Genomic DNA, 19,176 nt, shown 5'->3' with positions numbered 1-19,176 from the left:
CCGGGATGACACCAAGAACGACGACAATAACGACGAGAGGATACGACCATGACCAGCATCGCCTTCATCGGTCTCGGCAATATGGGCGGCCCGATGGCCGGGAACCTCGTCAAGGCCGGGCACGCCGTCAAAGCCTTCGATCTCGTGCAGGCCTCAAAGGACGCCGCCGCTGAACTGGGCGTCGGCATCGCCGGCTCGGCGAAGGAGGCCGTGGCCGAGGCGGAAGTCGTCGTGACCATGCTGCCGGCCGGCAAGCATGTGCTGAGCGTCTGGGCCGATATCCTGCCGGCCGTGAAGCCCGGCACGCTGCTGATCGATTCCTCGACCATCGATGTCGAGAGCGCCCGCAAGGCTCATGCGCTGGCGGCCGAGCGCGGCTGCCTCTCGCTCGATGCCCCGGTCTCGGGCGGCACCGGCGGCGCCAAGGGCGCGACGCTGACCTTCATGGTCGGCGGCACGGAGGATGCCTTCGGCAAGGGTGAGCCGATCCTCGCCCAGATGGGGCGGCGGATCGTGCATTGCGGCGGCGCCGGCAACGGCCAGGCGGCCAAGATCTGCAACAACATGATCCTGGGCATCTCGATGATCGGCGTCTCGGAAGCCTTCGTGCTCGGCGAGAAGCTCGGCCTGTCGCATCAGGCACTGTTCGATGTCGCCTCGACCTCGTCCGGCCAGTGCTGGTCGCTGACGACCTATTGCCCGGTGCCGGGGCCGGTGCCGACCTCGCCCGCCAATAACGAATACAAGCCGGGCTTCGCCTCGGCGCTGATGCTGAAGGACCTGAAGCTTTCCCAGGAAGCGGCGCAGGCTGCCGGCGCCTCGACCCCGCTCGGCGCGGCAGCAGCACAGCTCTTCGGGCTGCACAATGCCTGGGGCGAAGGTGGCACGGACTTCTCCGGCATCATCCACCTCCTGCGGGGACGCGGGCAGGCGTGAGACGCGCTTGCGCGGCACGGCGTCGCGGGTCTAGACCCGAAGCATGAACGACGCCCTGCCTCGCCGCGAACGCTCCTCCTTCACCGGCTTCGCGATCAACCGGCTCGACCGGCGCGAAGACCTGCGCAACCAGCCCAATGCGGTGACGGCCTTGCGCCACCGCTCGGATACGCGGATCGCCGTGGTTGCCGGCGAGACGCCCATCCTCAAGCGTCTCGACGGCGATGCTTTCTCGGTCTGGTTCAGCCATGGCGAGACGGAGATGCTCGGCCCGGCCGCCGAGGAAATCTTCATGGGGATGGCCGAGGACGGCACGCCCCGCTTCGGGCGCCTGCTCGACAAGGCTCTGGCCGAGACTCTGAAGGAAAGGGCCGAGCTGTTCGTCACCGATCTGCGCTCGGTCGCGCTGAAGCGCATCGTGCCGGAGGACGAGGTCGGGCCGCTTGGCGAGGCCAAGGCCGTACTCGACTGGCATGCCCGCCACCGATTCTGCGCCCAGTGCGGCGGGCCGACCGTCGCCGGCGCCTCGGGCTGGCGGCGCGAATGCACTGCCTGCGGCGCGATGCATTTCCCGCGCACCGATCCGGTCGTGATCATGCTGGTGACGCGTGGCGATGCCTGCCTGCTAGCGCGCCAGGCCCGGTTCGCACCGGGCATGTATTCCTGCATCGCCGGCTTCGTCGAACCGGGCGAGACGATCGAGGACGCGGTCAGGCGCGAAAGCTGGGAGGAAGCGGGCTTAAAGGTCGGCGCCGTCCGTTACCTCGCCTCGCAGCCCTGGCCCTTCCCCTCCTCGATCATGATGGGCTGCATCGCCGAGGCGCTCGGCGACGAGATCACGCTCGACATGACCGAGCTTGAGGAAGGCCGCTGGTTCCCCCGTGAAGAGGTGCTGCAGATGCTGGACGGCAAGCATCCCGACGGGCTCGCCTGTCCGCAGCATATCGCCATCGCCAACACGCTGGTGCGGGCCTGGGCACTGGACGGCGAGCGGATCTAGCGGGACCCTTTACCATTCCTTAACCGTGAAGGGCGTCCCCTTGCGCTGTCCACCGGGGCTTTTGGGGGCTCGGAAAGGACCGCGACCATGCACGAGCTCGACCCTGAGCAGACCATCATGGAGCAGCTCGTCGGCCTGCCCGTTGCCGATGTCGAACGTGATCTGATTCTCGCCACCTTGCGCGAAACCGGCGGCAACCGCACCCACGCTGCCAACCTCCTCGGCATCGCCATCCGCACGCTGCGCAACAAGATCAATAGCTATACGGCGGCAGGCTACGAGGTGCCGGAAGCGCTCCAGCCGTCGGCGCAGTGAGCGGCCATGCGCATCACGGCATCGAACGCGGCGGCGGCCGGCCAGTTGGTCGCCGCGACGACCACGGCGGCGCTGCTGCGCTGCCTGCTCCACAAGGGGGTCCTGGCGCCCCACGACATCCGGGAAATCTACGAGGCCGCCCTTCTCCTGCTCGAAGAGCAGCAGGGGGCGGCGCCAGAGCACTCCGCCGCATTCGTTGCGGCGCGGGAGACCATCGAAGACGGCCTCAAGGACTGAGGCGGTCTTCCTGCGCAGCGAACAGCCGTCGCTTGTTCACAAGCGACTACTCGCCGGCTTCCTCGATCGTCGAGCGGAAGTCGTTGGCGGCATAGACGCCCATGATCTTCATCTCCTTCGAGAAATAGGAGAGCTCGTCGAGCGCGCGCCGAAGCGCCGGGTCGTCGGGATGGCCCTCGACATCGGCATAGAACATCGTCGCCGAGAAATGGCCGTCGACCATGTAGCTTTCCAGCTTCGTCATGTTGACGCCGTTGGTGGCGAAGCCGCCCATCGCCTTGTAGAGCGCGGCCGGAATGTTGCGCACGCGGAACATCAGCGTCGTCACGGTCTTGGCCCCGCCCTGGCGCGCATATTCCGGATATTTCGAGAGCACGACGAAGCGGGTGGTGTTGTGCTTCTCGTCCTCGATGTCCTCCATCAGGATATCGAGGCCATAGACCTCCGCCGCGATGCGCGGGGCGATGGCCGCGCGCGTTGGATCGTTGGCCTCGGCGACCTGGCGGGCGGAGCCCGCGGTGTCGGCGGCGACCTCGGCCTTGAGGCCGAGCTTGCGGATGATCTTCCGGCACTGGCCGAGCGCGTGGATATGGCTCTGGACGGTCTGGATCGTCGCAAGCGTCGCACCCTTCACGCCCATCAGGTGGAAGCGGATCGGCAGGAAATGCTCGCCGATGATGTGCAGCCCCGAGCGCGGCAGCAGATGATGGATATCGGCGACGCGGCCGGCGATCGAGTTGTCGATCGGGATCATGCCATAGCGGGCCTTGCCGTCGCTGACGGCCGAGAGCGCGTCCTCGAAGGTAGCGCAGGGCAGGAGCTCGCAGTCCGGAAACACCTGAAGGGCCGCCTGCGAGGAGAAGGCTCCGGGCTCACCCTGATAAGACACGACGAAGGACATGGGACGACTTCAGGCTCCAGCTTCTTGTTATCAGCCACTCCGGAGGGGACAACGATGCGGCCCCTGCGGGAACGGCTTTATCGGGACTTCAGCAATGCACGAGCGCGATCGAGATCGGGCGGCGTGTCGACGCCGCGCGGCACATGGTCGATGACCATGACGTCGATGCGCATGCCGTCTTCCAGCGCACGGAGCTGCTCCAGCTTCTCGCGCAGTTCCAGCGGCGATTGCGGCAGGCTGACGAAACGGTCGAGCGCGGCACGGCGATAGGCGTAGAGGCCGACATGGTGATAGAGCGGCCCCTCGCCATAAGGCGCCGTGGCGCGCGTGAAATAGAGCGCGCGCAGGTGGCCGGGCGCAATCTCGCTGCCGACGAGCTTCACGACACTCGGCGCCGTCTTCTCCTCCTCGTCGTCGATCACGCCCGCCAGCGTCGCGATATCCACAGCCGGATCAGAAAGCGGTTTCACCGCGGCGGCGATGGCCGAGGGAGCCAGCGTCGGGAAGTCGCCCTGCACATTGACGATGATGTCGTAATGCCTGTCAGGGTCGAGAATGTCGGCCGCTTCCTTGATCCGGTCCGAGCCGGTCTGATGCTCGGCGCTGGTCATCACCGCCTTGCCCCCGGCGGCTTCGATCGCGGCCGCGATTTCCGGCGCATCGGTCGCCACCGCCACATCGCCGGCCCCGGATTCGACCGCCCGGCGCCAGACATGCACGATCATCGGCTCGCCATGGATATCGGCGAGCGGCTTGCCGGGCAGGCGCGTCGCCTGCATGCGGGCCGGGATCAGGATCAGCGGATGGGCCATTTTCGGATCGTGCTCGGCATGGGCACCACCGGCAGAAGCCGGCGGCGGCAAAAAGTCTCAAACGGTGCGTGCTTATACGAGTTGCAATGAAGCGCGCAAAGCGGTTAAGCAACGGCGGAAGCTGGAGCCTTTCAAGACTCCGGCCAAGCGCTATCTCGTCTCCCGCGCCTCGGACGCGGAGGGCACCAGGGTTCGGATACGATGAACATCGAAGCCAACAAGATCGCCGGCGCGGTTCTCTCCACGCTGCTCGTCGTGCTGGGCCTCAATATGACGGCCGGTATCGTCTTCGCGCCGAAGAAGCCGGCAGTGACAGGCTTCGACCTGCCGAGCGAGGAGCCGGCTGCCGCAGGTGGCGCCGCCGCTGCCCCCGCAGCCGAGGAGCCGATCGCGGTGCGCCTCGCCAAGGCCGATCCCGCCAAGGGCGAGAAGGCCACCGCCGCCTGCAAGGCCTGCCACACCTTCGAGAAGGGCGGCGCCAACAAGGTCGGCCCGCATCTCTACGACGTCTATGGCCGCAACGAAGGCACGGTCGCCGGTTTCGGCTACTCGGCCGCGATGAAGGGCCGCAACGACAAGACCTGGGATGCCGAAGGGCTCGACCATTTCCTGAAGGGCCCGAAGGCGTATGTGCCCGGCACGATCATGGCGTTCGCCGGCATCGCCAAGCCCGAGACCCGCGCCGATGTGATCGCCTATCTCAACAGCCTCTCCGAAGCGCCGAAGCCGCTGCCGAAGCCCTGAGACGGCCCGGCAAACAGCCGATCAGCGATCACGAAGCCGGGCTCTGCCCGGCTTTTTCGTTTCGTGCCTTGCTCCCGCCCTGCGGCTGCCCGCACAATCCGCGCCTCACCAGCCATTGCGGTCGCGCCGCACGCAGGCGACACAGGACAACGGCGAATCAGACGGAGACGCGAAACGATGGCGATGCGCATCACACGCCGCAGATTGCTGGAAGCCGCAGGCACGGCCGCGGTCGCGGGCACCCTGCCCGGGTTTTCCGGCACGGCGCTGGCGCAGGATGCCGAATCGCATGGGCTTTCGACCTTCGGCGAACTCGCCCTGCCGCCGGACTTCCCGCATTTCGCCTATGTGAATCCGAAGGCGCCGAAGGGCGGCATGCTGACCGTCCAGATCAAGCGCGGCGGCGGCAACCAGAGCTTCGACACCTTCAACACGCTCAACACCTTCGTGCTGCAAGGCGATGGCGCTGCCGGCATGGATGCCTGTTTCGACAGCCTGATGGCCGGCTCGGGCGACGAGCCGGGCTCGCTCTACGGCTTGCTGGCCAAGAGCGTCGCGGTCTCCGCGGACAAGCTGACCTATCGCTTCCGCCTGCGGCCCGAAGCGAAATTCCATGACGGCTCGCAGGTGACGGCGCGCGACGCCGCCTTCTCGATGAACATCCTGAAGGCGAAGGGCCACCCGTCCTACCGCCTCCTGCTCAACGAGCTCGTGTCGTCGGAAGCGGAGGGCGACGACATCCTCGTGGTGAAGCTCTCGCCGAAGCGCGGGCGCGACCTGCATCTCGTCGTCGCCGGGCTGCCGGTCTTCTCCGAAACATACTGGTCGACGCGGGACTTCACGGCGTCGACGCTGGAGCCGCCGCTCGGCTCCGGCGCCTACAAGGTCGGGCGCCTCGAGCAGGGCCGCTTCATCGAATTCGATCGCGTGCCGGACTACTGGGCCAAGGACCTGCCGGTGAATGTCGGCACCAATAATTTCGACCGGGTGCGCTGGGAGTATTTCCGCGACCGGCAGGTCGCCTTCGAGGCCTTCAAGGCGGGCGCCATCACCTTCCAGGAGGAGTTCACCTCGCGCATCTGGGCGACGGGCTACGACTTCCCCGCCCTGCACGAGGGCAAGGTCAAGAAGGAAGCCCTACCGAAGACCGAGCCGGTCGGCTCGCAGGGCTGGGTCTACAATACAAGGCGCGAGAAATTCGCCGACCCGCGCATTCGCGAGGCGCTGGGGCTCGCCTTCGATTTCGAATGGACACGCAAGAACATCATGTTCGGCTCCTTCGAGCGCATGACCTCCTATTTCGAGAACTCGGATTCGAAGGCGGTCGGCAAGCCTTCGCCGGAAGAGCTCAAGCTGCTGGAGCCCTGGCGCGGCAAGGTGCCGGACGAGGTCTTCGGCGAGCCCTTCCTGCCGCCGGTCTCGGACGGCTCCGGCAGCGACCGCGCCCTCCTGCGCAAGGCCGACGAGATGCTGCGGGCCGCCGGCTGCAAGCGCGACGGCAACGTGATGAAGCTGCCGAACGGCCAGCCCTTCGAGATCGAGTTCCTCGATTCCAGCCCGGCGCTCCAGCCGCACACCCAGCCCTTCCAGGCCAATCTCAAGCGGCTCGGCATCAACGCCACTTCGCGCCTCGTCGATCCCGCGCAGTATCAGCGGCGGCTTCAGGAGTTCGATTTCGACATCATCAGCATGGCGCTCTCGGGCGGCGCGATCCCGAGCGATACGCTCAGCATCGTCTACGGCTCCGAAGCCGCCAAGACCAAGGGTTCGCGCAATGTCGGCGGCATCAGCCACCCCGCCATCGACGCGATGATCGAGACGATCGGCCAGGCCAAGACCTATGCCGACTGCATCGTGGCCGCAAAATGCCTCGACCGGCTGCTGCGCGCCGGGCGCTACTGGATCCCGATGTGGTGGAACGACGAGGAATGGCTGGCCTATTGGGACATGTACGACCGGCCGGCGACCAAGCCGAAATACTCCTCCGGCGCGCCGGGCATCTGGTGGTACGACGCCGAGAAGGCCAAGCGGATCGGAAAGGCGTGACCCGGGCATGCTGAGCTATATCGCCCGGCGCCTCGCGCTGATGGTGCCGACTTTGTTCGGCATCCTGCTCGTCTCCTTCGTCATCGTGCAGTTCGCGCCGGGCGGGCCGGTCGAGCGCGTGATCTCGCAACTCCAGAACCCCAATAGCGGCGCGGCCGACCGCGTCGGCGGCGGCCAGGGCGGCGATGCCGGGGCGCAGGGCGACGGATCGGCCTATCGCGGCGCGCAGGGGCTCGACCCCGCCTTCATCAAGGAACTGGAGAAGCAGTTCGGCTTCGATAAGCCGGCGCATGAGCGCTTCCTGAAGATGCTCGGCGACTATGCCCGCTTCGATTTCGGACGGAGCTATTTCCGCGACGCGCCGGTGCTGCAGCTCATCAAGGAAAAGCTGCCGGTCTCGATCACGCTCGGGCTTTGGATGACGCTGATCTCCTACGCGATCTCGATCCCGCTCGGCATCCGCAAGGCGATGAAGGAGGGCTCGCGCTTCGACACCTGGACGAGCGCCGTCGTCATCGTCGGCTATGCCATCCCGAGCTTCCTGTTCGCGATCCTGCTGATCGTGCTCTTCGCCGGCGGCTCGTTCTGGCAGATCTTCCCGCTGAGAGGCCTGACCTCCGACAACTGGGCCGAGCTCAGCCTGATCGGCAAAGCGAAGGACTATCTCTGGCACATCACCCTGCCGGTGCTCGCCATGGCGCTCGGCGCCTTCGCAACCTCGACGCTCCTGACCAAGAACTCCTTCCTCGACGAGATCAGGAAGCAATACGTCCTGACCGCGCGGATGAAGGGGCTCAGCGAGCGGCGCGTGCTCTACGGCCATGTCTTCCGCAACGCGATGCTGATCGTCATCGCCGGCTTCCCCGGCGCCTTCGTGCATGCGCTCTTCGCGGGATCGCTCCTGATCGAGACGATCTTCTCGCTCGACGGTCTCGGCCTCCTCTCCTTCGAGGCGATCGTCAATCGCGACTACCCGGTCGTCTTCGCCAATCTCTTCATCTTCTCGCTGATCGGCCTCGTCGTGCACCTGATCACCGACCTGACCTATAGCTGGGTCGACCCCCGCATCGATTTCGAGAGCCGGGAGGCGTGAGCATGGACACGCTGATCGACGCTCCCCCGCCGGCCCTGCGCAGCGACGTCCCCCTCGCGCCGGCCGAGGCCAAGCAGGGCTGGCTCAAGCTCTCGCCGATCAACCGGCGCAGGCTCAACAACTTCAAGGCCAACAAGCGCGGCTGGTGGTCGCTCTGGCTTTTCCTCGCGCTGTTCGTGCTGACGCTCTTCGCCGAGTTCATCGCCAACGACCGGCCGCTCGTCGTCCGCTACAAGGACGAATGGCTGTTCCCGGTCGCGGTGAACTATCCGGAAGAGAAATTCGGCGGCTTCCTCGCGACCACCGATTACCGCGACCCGGTCATCGCCAAGGAGATCGCCGCCAACGGCTTCGCGATCTGGCCGCCGATCCGCTACTCCTATCGCACGCACAACCTAGACCTGCCGGTGCCGGCCCCAGCTCCGCCGACCTGGCTGCTCAAGGACGAGCAGTGCAAGCCGATCGCGGAACGCACGGGCGGATCGAGCTGCCGCGACCTCGAATGGAACTGGCTCGGCACCGACGATCAGGGCCGCGACGTCGTGGCGCGACTGATCTACGGGTTCCGCATCTCCGTGCTGTTCGGGCTGATCCTGTGCGCCTTCTCCTCGGTGATCGGGATCACGGCCGGCGCGATCCAGGGCTATTTCGGCGGCTGGACAGACCTGATCTTCCAGCGCCTGATCGAGATCTGGACCTCGATCCCCGCGCTCTATCTGCTGATCATCGTCGCCGCCATCATCACGCCGAGCTTCTTCGTGCTGCTCGGCATCCTCCTGCTGTTCTCCTGGGTGGCACTGGTCGGCGTGGTGCGCGCCGAGTTCCTGCGGGCGCGCAATTTTGAGTATGTCCGCGCCGCCCGGGCGCTCGGCCTCTCCGACCGCACCATCATGATCCGGCATCTGCTGCCGAACGCGATGGTCGCGACGCTGACCTTCCTGCCCTTCATCCTGAACGGCTCGATCACCACGCTGACGTCGCTCGACTTCCTCGGCTTCGGCCTGCCGCCGGGCTCACCGTCACTCGGCGAGCTATTGGCGCAGGGCAAGGCCAATCTCCAGGCGCCCTGGCTCGGCCTCTCCGGCTTCATCGTGATCGCGCTGATGCTGTCGCTGCTGATCTTCATCGGCGAGGCCGTGCGCGACGCCTTCGACCCGCGGAAGACCTTCGCATGAGCGCACCGCTGCTTTCCGTCGAAGACCTCTCCGTCGCCTTCCGCCAGGGCGGGCGGGAGACGCTTGCGGTCGATCATGTCTCGTTCTCGATCGCCAAGGGCGAGACGCTGGCGCTGGTCGGCGAATCCGGCTCCGGCAAGTCGGTCTCGGCGCTCTCAATCCTGAAGCTGCTGAACTATCCGGCGGCGCATCATCCCTCCGGCAAGGTGATGTTCAACGGGCAGGACCTGATCGCGGCCGACGAGGACGCGATGCGCAAGGTGCGCGGCAACGACATCACCATGGTCTTCCAGGAGCCGATGACCTCGCTCAACCCGCTGCATACGATCGAGCGGCAGATCGGCGAGATCCTCGAACTGCACAAGGGTTTGCGCGGCGAGAAGGCGCGCGCGCGCACGCTGGAACTGCTCGACCTCGTCGGCATCCGCGACGCCGCGAGCCGGCTCGATGCCTATCCGCACCAGCTCTCGGGTGGGCAGCGTCAGCGCGTGATGATCGCGATGGCGCTCGCCAACGAACCGGAGCTGCTCGTTGCCGACGAGCCGACGACCGCGCTCGACGTCACCGTGCAGGCGCAGATCCTGACGCTGCTCAAGGAGCTGCAGGGCCGGCTCGGCATGGCAGTGCTGTTCATCACCCACGATCTCGGCATCGTCCGGCGCATCGCCGACCGGGTCTGCGTGATGCTGAAGGGCAAGATCGTCGAGCACGGCCCCGTCGCCGAGATTTTCGGCAATCCGCAACATGACTACACCAAGCGCCTGCTCGCCGCCGAGCCGAAGGGGCGCCCTGCCCCGGTTCCGGCAGATGCCGCGACGCTGCTGGAGGCCGGGCCGGTCAAGGTCTGGTTCCCGGTCAAGTCCGGCCTGCTGCGCCGCGTCAGCGGCCATGTGAAGGCGGTCGACGGCATCTCGGTGAAGGTGCGCGAGGGCGAGACGCTCGGCGTCGTCGGCGAATCCGGCTCGGGCAAGACCACGCTCGGTCTCGCCATCCTTCGCCTGATCGCGTCGGAGGGACCGATCGTCTTCCTCGGCGACCGCATCGACGGCTTGTCCAGCAAGCAGGTCAGGCCCAAGCGCAAGGATTTGCAGGTCGTCTTCCAGGACCCCTATGGCTCGCTCTCGCCGCGCATGTCGGTGGCCGAGATCGTGGCCGAAGGGCTCGCCATCCAGCAGCCGAACCTGAGCTATGAGCAGCGCCGCGAGGTCGTGGCGCAGGCGCTCGCCGATGTCGGACTCGATCCCACAGCGATGGACCGCTACCCGCACGAGTTCTCCGGCGGACAGCGCCAGCGCATCGCGATCGCGCGGGCGATGGCGCTCGATCCGAAATTCGTGGTGCTGGACGAACCGACCTCGGCGCTCGACATGTCCGTGCAGGCGCAGATCGTCGAATTGCTGCGCGGCCTGCAAGCCAAGCGCAAGCTGGGCTATCTCTTCATCAGCCACGACCTCAAGGTCGTCAGGGCGCTGTCGCACCGGGTGGTGGTGATGCAGAACGGCAAGGTGGTCGAGGAAGGCCCGGCGGAAGAAATCTTCGCTTCGCCGCGCGAGGCCTATACGCAGGCGCTGCTGGCGGCGGCCCTCAACCTCGATACCGCCAGTACCGCCGCGGTGAGGGACTGAGCATGGCCCGCGCGCTCCTGATCGTGCTGGACTCGGTCGGCTGCGGCGGCGCGGCCGATGCGGCTGCCTATGGCGATGCCGGCTCGGACACGCTCGGGCACATCGCCGAGGCCTGCGCGAACGGGCGCGGTGATCGGGAGGGGCTGCGCAGCGGGCCGCTCAAGCTGCCGAACCTCGTTCGCCTCGGGCTCGCCCATGCCTGCGAGGCCTCGACCGGCCGACCGCTGGCCGGCGCGACGAAGCCGGCCCAGCCCGAGGGTCGCTGGGGCTATGGCGTCGAAATCAGCCAAGGCAAGGACACGCCATCGGGCCACTGGGAGATCGCCGGCTGCCCCGTACCATTCCAATGGGGCTATTTCACCGATCTGGAGCACTCGTTCCCGGCAGAGCTGATCGCCGGCATCGTCAAGGAAGGAGCGCTCCCCGGCATCCTCGGCAACAAGCATGCCTCGGGCACCGCCATCATCGACGAGCTCGGGCCGGAACACATCCGGACCGGCAAGCCGATCTGCTACACCTCGGTCGACTCGGTGCTGCAGATCGCGGCGCATGAGGAGCATTTCGGGCTCGACCGGCTCTATGCGCTCTGCAAGGTCACGCGCGGGCTCGTCGATCCGCTGCGGATCGGTCGCGTCATCGCACGACCCTTCGTGGGATCGCCGGAGGACGGTTTCACCCGCACCGCGAACCGCAAGGATTTCGCCATTCCGCCGCCGGGCGAGACGCTTCTCGATCGACTGACGACGCAAGGGCGGACGATCGTCACCGTCGGCAAGATCGGCGACATCTTCGCCCACCGCTCGACAGGGACGGAGATCAAGCCCTTCGGCAATGCGGCGATGCTGGACGCGGCGCTGGAGGCTTGGGATGGGCTGCCGGATGGCGGATTCTGCTTCGTCAATCTCGTGGATTTCGATACCGAGTTCGGCCACCGACGCGACATTCCCGGCTATGCGGCGGCGCTTGAAGCCTTCGACCGCCGCCTGCCCCATATCGAAGCGGCGCTGAGAGCGGGCGATATCGCCGTGATCACCGCCGACCACGGCAACGATCCGAGCTGGCCCGGAACCGACCATACGCGCGAGCATGTGCCGATCCTGGCCTTCGGCCCCGGCATCGGCACTGAGCCGCTCGGGCGCCGCGGCAGCTTCGCCGATATCGCGGCGAGCCTCGGCAGCTTCCTCGGCATCGGGCCGGTCGGCCCCGGCCGTCCCTGGTAGAATTCAGCCTGTAGCGACCCGGCCGCAGAAGCTCGCCACGTCCTGGCGGATTTCCTGCGCCTGCCGCGCGAGCGCGCTGGCCGCGTCCTGCAATTGCTGGGCGGCGCCATGGGTCTGGCGGGTCATGACCTCGAAGCCGCCCGCGACATCGGCGCTGCGCTGCGCGCCCTCGAAGGACAGACGGACCTGATGGGCGATCTCGGCCGTGGCGCGGCTCTGCTCATCGACGGAGAGCGCGATCGCATTGGCGACGCTCTCGACATCGCCAATCGCCTCGACGATATCGCGGATCGCCTTGAGCGAGCGCTGCGAGGCCTGCTGCATCGTGCCGATCTGGTGCGAGACCTCGTCAGTGGCCTTGGCCGTCTGGGCCGAGAGCGTCTTGACCTCGCTGGCGACGACTGCGAAACCGCGCCCCATCTCGCCGGCGCGCGCCGCCTCGATCGTGGCGTTGAGCGCCAGCATGCTGGTCTGGGCGGCGATGCCGCGGATGATCTCGACGACGGCGCCGACATTCTCGCTGCTCTGGGCGAGATGCTCGATCTCGGCGCTCGCGCGCCGCGCCAATTCCGCCGCCGCCTTCGAGCCATCGGCCGATTGCCCGGCATTGCGGCCGATCTCGCCGATGGAGGCGACGAGCTCCGTGCTCGCAGCCGATAGATGGTCGATGCTGTCCATGGTGCCGGCAGCGGAATCGGAGACCATCGCGGTCTGGCGCCGGACATGGTCGGAGGTTTCGGTCAGCGCCCCGGCCTCGGTGTTCATCGCCGCAGCGGAGTTGTCGAGCACGGCCATCGCCTGCTCCATCTGCAACCGGAAGCCGGCAACGACGTCGCGCAGCATCTCGGCGCGCCGCCCGAGTTCCTCGGCGAGATTACGCTCCTTCTCGCCGGCCACGCGCTCGCGCTCCGCCACTTCCTGCGCCCGCGCCAGGTTCTGCTCGTTGACGGCGAACATGCGCTGCAGCACCACGGCGAAGACCGCGAGGAACGACGTCTCGATGATGACGATCACCGCATGGAGCATCACGCGCCACAGGTTGCCGCCCTGGTAGAAGACGGCGGCCGGCAGGGCGTATTGCAGCACGAGATGATGCGCGGCCGTCAATGTCGCGCCCATCAGGATCGGGCGCCAGTCGCAGAAGCCGGCCAGCAGCGCCAGCACGGCGAAATAGTACATGTGGATGTCCGGCTGCCAGGGATGGCCGGCGAAGCTGAACACCAGGATCGAGACCTGCCCGATCAGCACAGCCGCGATGACGAGCTGCGTCACGATCGCCGGGCCGGCGAAACGATAGACCAGCACGGCGGCAAGGGCCGCCAACCCCGCCATGACGGCCGGGACCGCGCCAGAAGCTCCATTCGCCCAGAAGCCCAGTGCGATCAGCGGGACATGGAGCAGCCCGAGCGCGAGCAGGGCCTGCGTGACCCTGTGGCGTACCGCTGACAGGGACCAGATCATGACAATGCTTCCGTTCCGGCTGGGCTGTCGAGGCATCCGGCAAGGCCGGCCAGGACGAGGGAAAGCCACGCGCCTTTCGGCAAGGCCGGTGCCTGCCCGTTCAGGGTCGGGGCGACGACGACGATCGCACTGAAGCGGCCACTGCGCAGGACGCGGTGGCCGGCGGCGAAGCTCCGTACCACGGCTTCCGCGCCATCGACCCAAGGCGGAAAGACGATCGCGACCGGCGCGGTGCCGTCGGTCGCCCGCGGCAGGCTCGCAAGGGCTCCGACACTGACCAGCAGGCAGACCAAAGCGACGAGAAGACCGCCGCCAAGCGACAACCGTTCCGCGCCAGCCGCACCGGGTTCCGCAGGAGATGTGGAGGGCATTGGTGGTGAATCACTCGGAGCGACGGCGGCGTATCGGCGAAGCAAACCCACTCGCGTAAAATTTTACTTAAGCGATTCACGCGCGTGGAACGGCGATTACCCGCTCTGGCCCGCATTTACCTTTCATCAACAGGAGAGATTTACAACCACTAGTTGCATTGATTGATTGAGGAACGGCCATGCTCCGCGCACTGTCCCGCCTCTTGCGAAACCAGCACGCGACCACCGCGATCGAGTTCGCCTTCATCGCTCCGATCCTGCTGCTGCTCCTCGTCGGCATCATGGGATATGGGTATGTCTTCGGCATCTATCACAGCATTCAGCAGATCGCAGCCGAAGCGGCACGCTCGTCCGTATCAGGCCTCAGCGACACCGAGCGCTCCCAGATCGCGCGCGATTTCATCATGGCTCATGCCGGCGCCTACGCCTTCATCGATCCGGCGAAGCTGCGCATCAGAACCGGTCAGACCGGCCCACAAATGCAGAGCTTCGAGGTCTCCGTCGCCTACGACATGAGCGGCTCGATCTATGACGACCTCAGCCGGCTGGTTTCGCTTCCACAACCCATGATCGAACGCCGGGCCGTCGTCCAGCGCGGCGGATACTGAACGCTTTTTCGTGGGCTCAAGGCCAAAAGGGGGCCATCCATGCTCAGGCTCGTGAACTTCGCCGGGAATCAGAGAGGCGGCGCAGCCATCCTCTTCGCGGCCTCCGCGACAGTCCTGTTCGGCTTCGGTGCGATGGCCGTCGATGTCGGCAATTTCTATTACGAGAAGCGCAAGCTGCAGACTGCCAACGATCTTGCCGTTCTCGCGGCGGCCAGCGACCTGCCGCGCGCCCAGGCCGCGGCCCGGGCCAGCGCGATGCAGAACGGTTTTTCCGGCAGCGCGATCCAGATACTGCAGACCGGCATATACACACCCGATCCGAAGCTGGCGGTGGGGGCACGCTTCGTCCCGAGCTCGGCCGCCAGCGTCAACGCCGTCAGGATCGACATGCGGACCACCACGCCGCTGCTGCTCGGCCGGGTCCTGGCATCGTCAACCGCGACATCGCCGACAACGGGCGCGGCCCCGAGCCCTGCCGGGGCCCCGCAGCCCGTGGCGAGCCTCCGCGGCGGGGACGTGCCGATCGGTTCCAGCGCCATCGCCTTCCAGGATGCCCAAGCCTCGTTCGCCGTCGGTTCTCGCCTGCTCAAGCTCGATGGCGGCCTGCTCAACAGCCTGCTGGGTGGCCTGCTCGGGGGCGGCGTCTCGCTCTCCGTGATGGATTACGACGCCCTGATCAAGGCGCGGGTCGACCTGTTCGACTTCTCGAAGCACCTCGCCACCCGTCTCAACCTGACCGCGGCGACCTATGACGACGTGCTCAAGGCCGATGCCCGCCTCGGCGACGTACTGGCGGCGATCGTCGACGCTTCGCGCGATCACGACACGCGCAGCGGCACCGCCACCGCGGCACTGGGCCGGCTCGCGAGCGCGTCGGCGAGCAACCTGCCGGTCAATCTCGCCTCGCTGATCTCCTTCGGCCCGGCCGGCGACAAGCCGCTCTCCGGGCCGAAGCCGCTCGCGGCCTCGCTCTCGGCGCTGGACATCGTCTCGGCGGTCGCGCAGATCGCCAATGGCAACCGCCAGATCGATGTCGGGCTCAACCTGAACCTGCCCGGGGTCGCGGCCGTATCGCTGAAGCTCGGCATCGGCGAGCGGCCGATCGGCACCAGCCTGGTGCGGGTGGGCCGTGCCGGCGCCAGCGTCCACACGGCGCAGACCCGGCTGCTGCTGACGGTCGACCTCCTGGGCTCGGGCGCTGCCTCGCTGGTTCGGCTGCCGCTCTATCTCGAACTTGCCGCGGCGACGGCCCGGATCACCGGAATCCAGTGCTCGCCGGGCGACGTCTCGACCTCGCGCGTCACACTCGGCGTCACGCCCGCCGTGGTCGACGCCTGGATCGGCCAGGTCTCGATGGCCGAGTTCAACAATTTCAGCAGGGCGCCGAATCCGCCCGCCGCGACGCTCGTCAACGCCGCCGGGCTCGCCAAGGTCACGGGCCGCGCCCATGTGACGATGACCAATCTCTCCGAGGCCGCCGTCAGCTTCAGCTATCCGGAAATCCAGCGCAGCGACAAGAAGACGACCTCGACCCAGAATTTCGTCGCGACCTTGCTCGGGCGGCTCGTGGGAGATCTGGAGCTGCGCGTGGAGGCCCTGGGGTTCGGCCTCGGCCTGCCCGGCCTCGACGGGCTGGTCAGCGGCGTCATCGGCAATGCGGCGACGCCGCTCGACCAGATCCTGAACGGCGTGCTCGGCACGCTCGGCATCGGTCTCGGCCAGGCCGATAGCTGGGTCAGCGGCGTGCGCTGCGGCGGGGCCGTACTGGTGCGGTGAGCACCGTCAAACCTGGAGGCGGTGCTTGATCCGCTTGATCAGGCCGTCCCGGACATCGCGATAGGCGTCGAGCTTCTGCTCGCGCGAGCCCTGGAAAATGGTGGGATCGACAGTGGGCCAGTATTCCACCTCGGCGGCATGGGTCCGCGTCAGGTCCAGAGCCTTGTGATGCGCTTCCGGCGAGAGCGTGATGATCAGGTCGAAGTTGAGCCCCTCCCATTCCTCCAGCTCTTCGATCGATTTCGGCTTGTGCTTGCTGAGATCGATGCCGATCTCGTCGAGCACCGCCAGCACGAAACCATCGGCCTCGCCTTTGCGGGCGCCGGCCGACTGGACATAGATCGACTTGCCGAAGAAGTGCTTGGCCAGAGCCTCGGCCATCGGCGAGCGCACGGCATTCATCGCGCACATGAACAGCACGCTTTGTACCTTGCGCGGAACGTCACGCGCATTCGGCGCATTTTCGACAGGCGAGCCGGGGGCCAATTCGCTCGAAAATGCGTTGGGCTTCAAGCGCGTCAGCCCTTCCAGTGCAGGGCGTAGATCAGCGTGAAGAGGCGGCGCGCGGTGTCGAAATCGACCTCGACCTTGTTCGCCAGCCGCTCTGCCAGGATGCCGGCTGCCTCGTCATGCAGGCCGCGCCGGCCCATGTCGATCGCCTCGATCTGCGCCGGCGTCGAGGTCCGGATCGCCGCATAATAGCTGTCGCAGACCATCTCGTAGTCCTTGATGATGCGCCGGAACGGGCTGAGCGAGAGATGATGCGTCACGACCGGCGCGCCATCCGCCTGCTTGATCTCGAAGACGAGGCGCCGCTCGACCATGGCCAGATGCGCGAGATAGGGGCCGCCATCATGCTCGGGAATGACGAAGCTGTTGCGCTCGATCAGGTCGTAGATCGCGACCGCGCGCTCGTGTTCCTGGTCGGGCGAGCCCCGGCCGAGCGAGGTCTCGTCGAGGGTGAGGCCGACCAGGCGCCGGTTGGTGTCAGTCGAGACGTCGGACATCGCTCCTCCGGCCATGGCGCCGCCTGTCGGACGGAGCTCAGATATTCAGTCTGATCGTCACGGATCGGCCGTGCGCCTGCAAGCCCTCTGCCTCAGCCAATCGCGTCGCGGCCGAGGCCAGGACGCGCAGGCCTTCCGCGCCGCATTTCAGCAGCGAGGTCCGCTTCATGAAATCGCCGACGCCGAGCCCAGACGAGAAACGAGCCGAGCGCGCCGTCGGCAGGACGTGATTGGGGCCGCCGACATAGTCGCCGATCGCCTCCGGCGTGTGGCCGCCGAGGAAGATCGCGCCGGCATTGCGGATCAGCCCCGCAAGGCGCTCGGGATCGGCCGTCATGATCTCGAGATGCTCGGGCGCGAGCCGGTCGACCAGCGGCACGGCGGCTTCGAGATCGGCAACGAGCAGGATCGCGCCGAATTCCTGCCAGCTCCGGCCGGCGATCGCCGCCCGCGGCAGCGTCGCGAGCTGGGCCTCCACCGCCTTCTCGACCTCGGCGGCCAGTGCGGCATCATCGGTCATCAGGATCGACTGGGCGGAGACGTCATGCTCGGCCTGCGCCAGCAGATCGGCCGCGATCCAGTCGGGATTGGCGCTGCGGTCGGCGATGACCAGCACTTCGGAAGGGCCGGCGATCATGTCGATGCCGACCTGGCCGAAGACGCGGCGCTTGGCGGCGGCGACATAGGCATTGCCGGGACCGACGATCTTGGCGACCGGCGCGATCGTAGCCGTGCCATAGGCCAGCGCCGCGACGGCCTGCGCACCGCCGATGCGGTAGACCTCGTCGACGCCGGCGAGCCGGGCGGCGGCGAGCACGAGCGGATTGGTCTCCCCGCGCGGCGTCGGCGCGACCATGACGATGCGCGGCACGCCAGCGACCTTCGCCGGAATGGCGTTCATCAGCACGGAGGAGGGGTAGCTCGCGGTGCCGCCGGGCACATAGAGGCCGACCGCCTCGATCGCGCTCCAGCGCCAGCCGGCCCCGACGCCCGCCGCATCCTCGACCCAGGAATCGGCCGGCTTCTGGCGGCGGTGATAGCTCTCGATGCGCTCGCCCGCCGTCTCCAGCGCCGCCAGCAATTCGGGCGAGCAGGCGGCGACGGCCGCATCGATCTCGGCCTCGGAAACGCGCAAGGTTTGAGGCGTCAGATCGAGCACATCGAAGCGGGATGTGTAGTCGATCAGCGCCGCATCGCCCCTCTTCCGGACATCTGCGATGATATCGGCGGCGACGCGGTCGACCTCCTCCGACACTTCGCGCTTGGCGGAGAGCAACGCCGCGAAGCCCTCAGTGAAGCCGGCATCCCTATCGTCGAGCCTGATCGGCATCGCTGGTCCTTGGACTATTGTCGAGAAAGGGCGTTGGAGACTCAGGCGCCGTCGGGATGGCCGGGTGTCGCCACGGCTTCCCAGACCGGGCCGAGATCCTTCATCTGGGCCTCGATGCATTCGACGGACAAGCGGATCGCTGCCCCTTCCGAGAAATGCAGCGTCACCTCGCCGGCCGGGTCCTCGCCGAGATCGAAGGTAATGGCGAGGAGATTCAGGACCTTGTCCGGATCATTCTTGTCCAGCTTGGCGCTACGCACCGTCTGGACGCGGTCGAAATGCAGCGCGGTCAGGCGCCGCCGTCGCTGGCCGTGCTGAGCGCCTTCCCAATCGAAGCGGCGCAGCGCGAGCGCGAAGCGCTGCTCGCGCGGCAGGTAGACGAGGTCGGCCGCCTTCAGCACCGCATCCTGGAGATGGGCTGAGACGATCGCGAGATCATCGGCGTCGAGTGCGATGAGCTTCAGCGGGTCGGCGGCAGCGTCTGACATGGTTTTGTTCTGACGAGCCGCCCCGAGAAAA

20 protein-coding genes are annotated in these 19,176 nt (G+C 66.9%); 12 read left to right on the top strand and 8 right to left on the bottom strand.

The features are described 5' to 3' along the window. Positions 1-48: 48 nt before the first annotated feature. The 4 genes from mmsB to ACWIEX_RS03720 all read left to right on the top strand — a co-directional run bounded on the left by mmsB (position 49) and on the right by ACWIEX_RS03720 (position 2,488). A complete protein-coding gene (mmsB, locus tag ACWIEX_RS03735; RefSeq protein WP_454031783.1) occupies positions 49-936 on the top strand; it encodes a 3-hydroxyisobutyrate dehydrogenase in 888 nt (295 codons plus the stop codon). Positions 937-979: 43 nt separating this feature from the next. Next, complete coding sequence (nudC, locus tag ACWIEX_RS03730) at positions 980-1,936, top strand: NAD(+) diphosphatase (RefSeq protein ID WP_454031782.1); 957 nt, start codon at positions 980-982, stop codon at positions 1,934-1,936. Between the two features lie 87 nt (positions 1,937-2,023). Further along, the gene (locus ACWIEX_RS03725) at positions 2,024-2,251 is read left to right on the top strand and encodes a helix-turn-helix domain-containing protein (RefSeq protein ID WP_061965241.1); all 228 of its coding nucleotides are present in this window, start codon (positions 2,024-2,026) and stop codon (positions 2,249-2,251) included. Between the two features lie 6 nt (positions 2,252-2,257). Continuing rightward, positions 2,258-2,488 (top strand): hypothetical protein, encoded by a 231-nt coding sequence (locus ACWIEX_RS03720; protein ID WP_454031781.1) that lies wholly within the window; start codon positions 2,258-2,260, stop codon positions 2,486-2,488. Positions 2,489-2,534: 46 nt separating this feature from the next. On the opposite strand, the gene ACWIEX_RS03715 is transcribed toward ACWIEX_RS03720, so the two are convergent. Both ACWIEX_RS03715 and ACWIEX_RS03710 read right to left on the bottom strand, forming a co-directional pair. Beyond that, positions 2,535-3,389, bottom strand: a complete 855-nt coding sequence (locus tag ACWIEX_RS03715; protein ID WP_454031780.1) for a prephenate dehydratase — start codon at positions 3,387-3,389, stop codon at positions 2,535-2,537. A 77-nt stretch (positions 3,390-3,466) separates the two neighbouring features. After that, complete coding sequence (locus ACWIEX_RS03710; protein ID WP_454031779.1) at positions 3,467-4,201, bottom strand: 3-deoxy-manno-octulosonate cytidylyltransferase; 735 nt, start codon at positions 4,199-4,201, stop codon at positions 3,467-3,469. A 201-nt stretch (positions 4,202-4,402) separates the two neighbouring features. Here ACWIEX_RS03710 and ACWIEX_RS03705 point away from each other — a divergent pair, with 201 nt between their 5' ends. The 6 genes from ACWIEX_RS03705 (at position 4,403) to ACWIEX_RS03680 (ending at position 12,104) form a co-directional block, all read left to right on the top strand. Further along, the gene (locus ACWIEX_RS03705) at positions 4,403-4,945 is read left to right on the top strand and encodes a c-type cytochrome (RefSeq protein ID WP_061965247.1); all 543 of its coding nucleotides are present in this window, start codon (positions 4,403-4,405) and stop codon (positions 4,943-4,945) included. 177 nt (positions 4,946-5,122) lie between these two features. Beyond that, on the top strand, positions 5,123-6,991 hold the full coding sequence (locus ACWIEX_RS03700) for an extracellular solute-binding protein (RefSeq protein ID WP_454031778.1): 1,869 nt from the start codon (positions 5,123-5,125) through the stop codon (positions 6,989-6,991). A gap of 7 nt (positions 6,992-6,998) precedes the next feature. Further along, positions 6,999-8,084 carry a microcin C ABC transporter permease YejB gene (locus tag ACWIEX_RS03695; protein WP_454031777.1) on the top strand — a complete coding sequence of 362 codons (1,086 nt, stop codon included), beginning with the start codon at positions 6,999-7,001 and terminating at the stop codon, positions 8,082-8,084. Between the two features lie 2 nt (positions 8,085-8,086). Next, positions 8,087-9,259: an ABC transporter permease gene (locus ACWIEX_RS03690; RefSeq protein WP_454031776.1), complete on the top strand. Its 1,173-nt coding sequence runs from the start codon at positions 8,087-8,089 to the stop codon at positions 9,257-9,259. Then, positions 9,256-10,884: an ABC transporter ATP-binding protein gene (locus ACWIEX_RS03685; RefSeq protein ID WP_454031775.1), complete on the top strand. Its 1,629-nt coding sequence runs from the start codon at positions 9,256-9,258 to the stop codon at positions 10,882-10,884. Before ACWIEX_RS03690 ends, ACWIEX_RS03685 begins: the two co-directional genes overlap by 4 nt. 2 nt (positions 10,885-10,886) lie before the next feature. Beyond that, positions 10,887-12,104, top strand: coding sequence for a phosphopentomutase (locus ACWIEX_RS03680; protein WP_454031774.1), 1,218 nt, complete (start codon positions 10,887-10,889; stop codon positions 12,102-12,104). A 3-nt stretch (positions 12,105-12,107) separates the two neighbouring features. Here ACWIEX_RS03680 and ACWIEX_RS03675 read toward each other — a convergent pair whose 3' ends face one another. After that, positions 12,108-13,565, bottom strand: a complete 1,458-nt coding sequence (locus tag ACWIEX_RS03675; protein WP_454031773.1) for a methyl-accepting chemotaxis protein — start codon at positions 13,563-13,565, stop codon at positions 12,108-12,110. Beyond that, complete coding sequence (locus ACWIEX_RS03670; protein ID WP_454031772.1) at positions 13,562-13,936, bottom strand: hypothetical protein; 375 nt, start codon at positions 13,934-13,936, stop codon at positions 13,562-13,564. The genes ACWIEX_RS03675 and ACWIEX_RS03670 overlap by 4 nt, the downstream gene beginning before the upstream one ends. A 179-nt stretch (positions 13,937-14,115) precedes the next feature. Here ACWIEX_RS03670 and ACWIEX_RS03665 point away from each other — a divergent pair, with 179 nt between their 5' ends. Further along, positions 14,116-14,544: a TadE/TadG family type IV pilus assembly protein gene (locus tag ACWIEX_RS03665; protein ID WP_454031771.1), complete on the top strand. Its 429-nt coding sequence runs from the start codon at positions 14,116-14,118 to the stop codon at positions 14,542-14,544. Between the two features lie 39 nt (positions 14,545-14,583). After that, positions 14,584-16,320, top strand: a complete 1,737-nt coding sequence (locus ACWIEX_RS03660; protein WP_454031770.1) for a pilus assembly protein TadG-related protein — start codon at positions 14,584-14,586, stop codon at positions 16,318-16,320. 6 nt (positions 16,321-16,326) lie between these two features. On the opposite strand, the gene ACWIEX_RS03655 is transcribed toward ACWIEX_RS03660, so the two are convergent. The 4 genes from ACWIEX_RS03655 to ACWIEX_RS03640 form a co-directional block, all read right to left on the bottom strand. Then, positions 16,327-16,731 carry an arsenate-mycothiol transferase ArsC gene (locus ACWIEX_RS03655; RefSeq protein ID WP_454033454.1) on the bottom strand — a complete coding sequence of 135 codons (405 nt, stop codon included), beginning with the start codon at positions 16,729-16,731 and terminating at the stop codon, positions 16,327-16,329. 107 nt (positions 16,732-16,838) lie between these two features. Beyond that, on the bottom strand, positions 16,839-17,327 hold the full coding sequence (locus ACWIEX_RS03650; RefSeq protein WP_454031769.1) for a UPF0262 family protein: 489 nt from the start codon (positions 17,325-17,327) through the stop codon (positions 16,839-16,841). Positions 17,328-17,364: 37 nt separating this feature from the next. Next, a complete protein-coding gene (gene hisD, locus ACWIEX_RS03645) occupies positions 17,365-18,657 on the bottom strand; it encodes a histidinol dehydrogenase (protein ID WP_454031768.1) in 1,293 nt (430 codons plus the stop codon). A gap of 41 nt (positions 18,658-18,698) precedes the next feature. After that, entirely contained in the window at positions 18,699-19,145 is a 447-nt protein-coding gene (locus ACWIEX_RS03640) for a DUF2948 family protein (RefSeq protein ID WP_454031767.1), read from the bottom strand. Positions 19,146-19,176 lie beyond the last annotated feature (31 nt).

The sequence above is a fragment of the Allobosea sp. NPDC055353 genome (assembly GCF_053644975.1).
The sequence above is the reverse complement of the archived record's forward strand: the minus strand, read 5'-3'. Positions and strand labels throughout refer to the sequence as shown.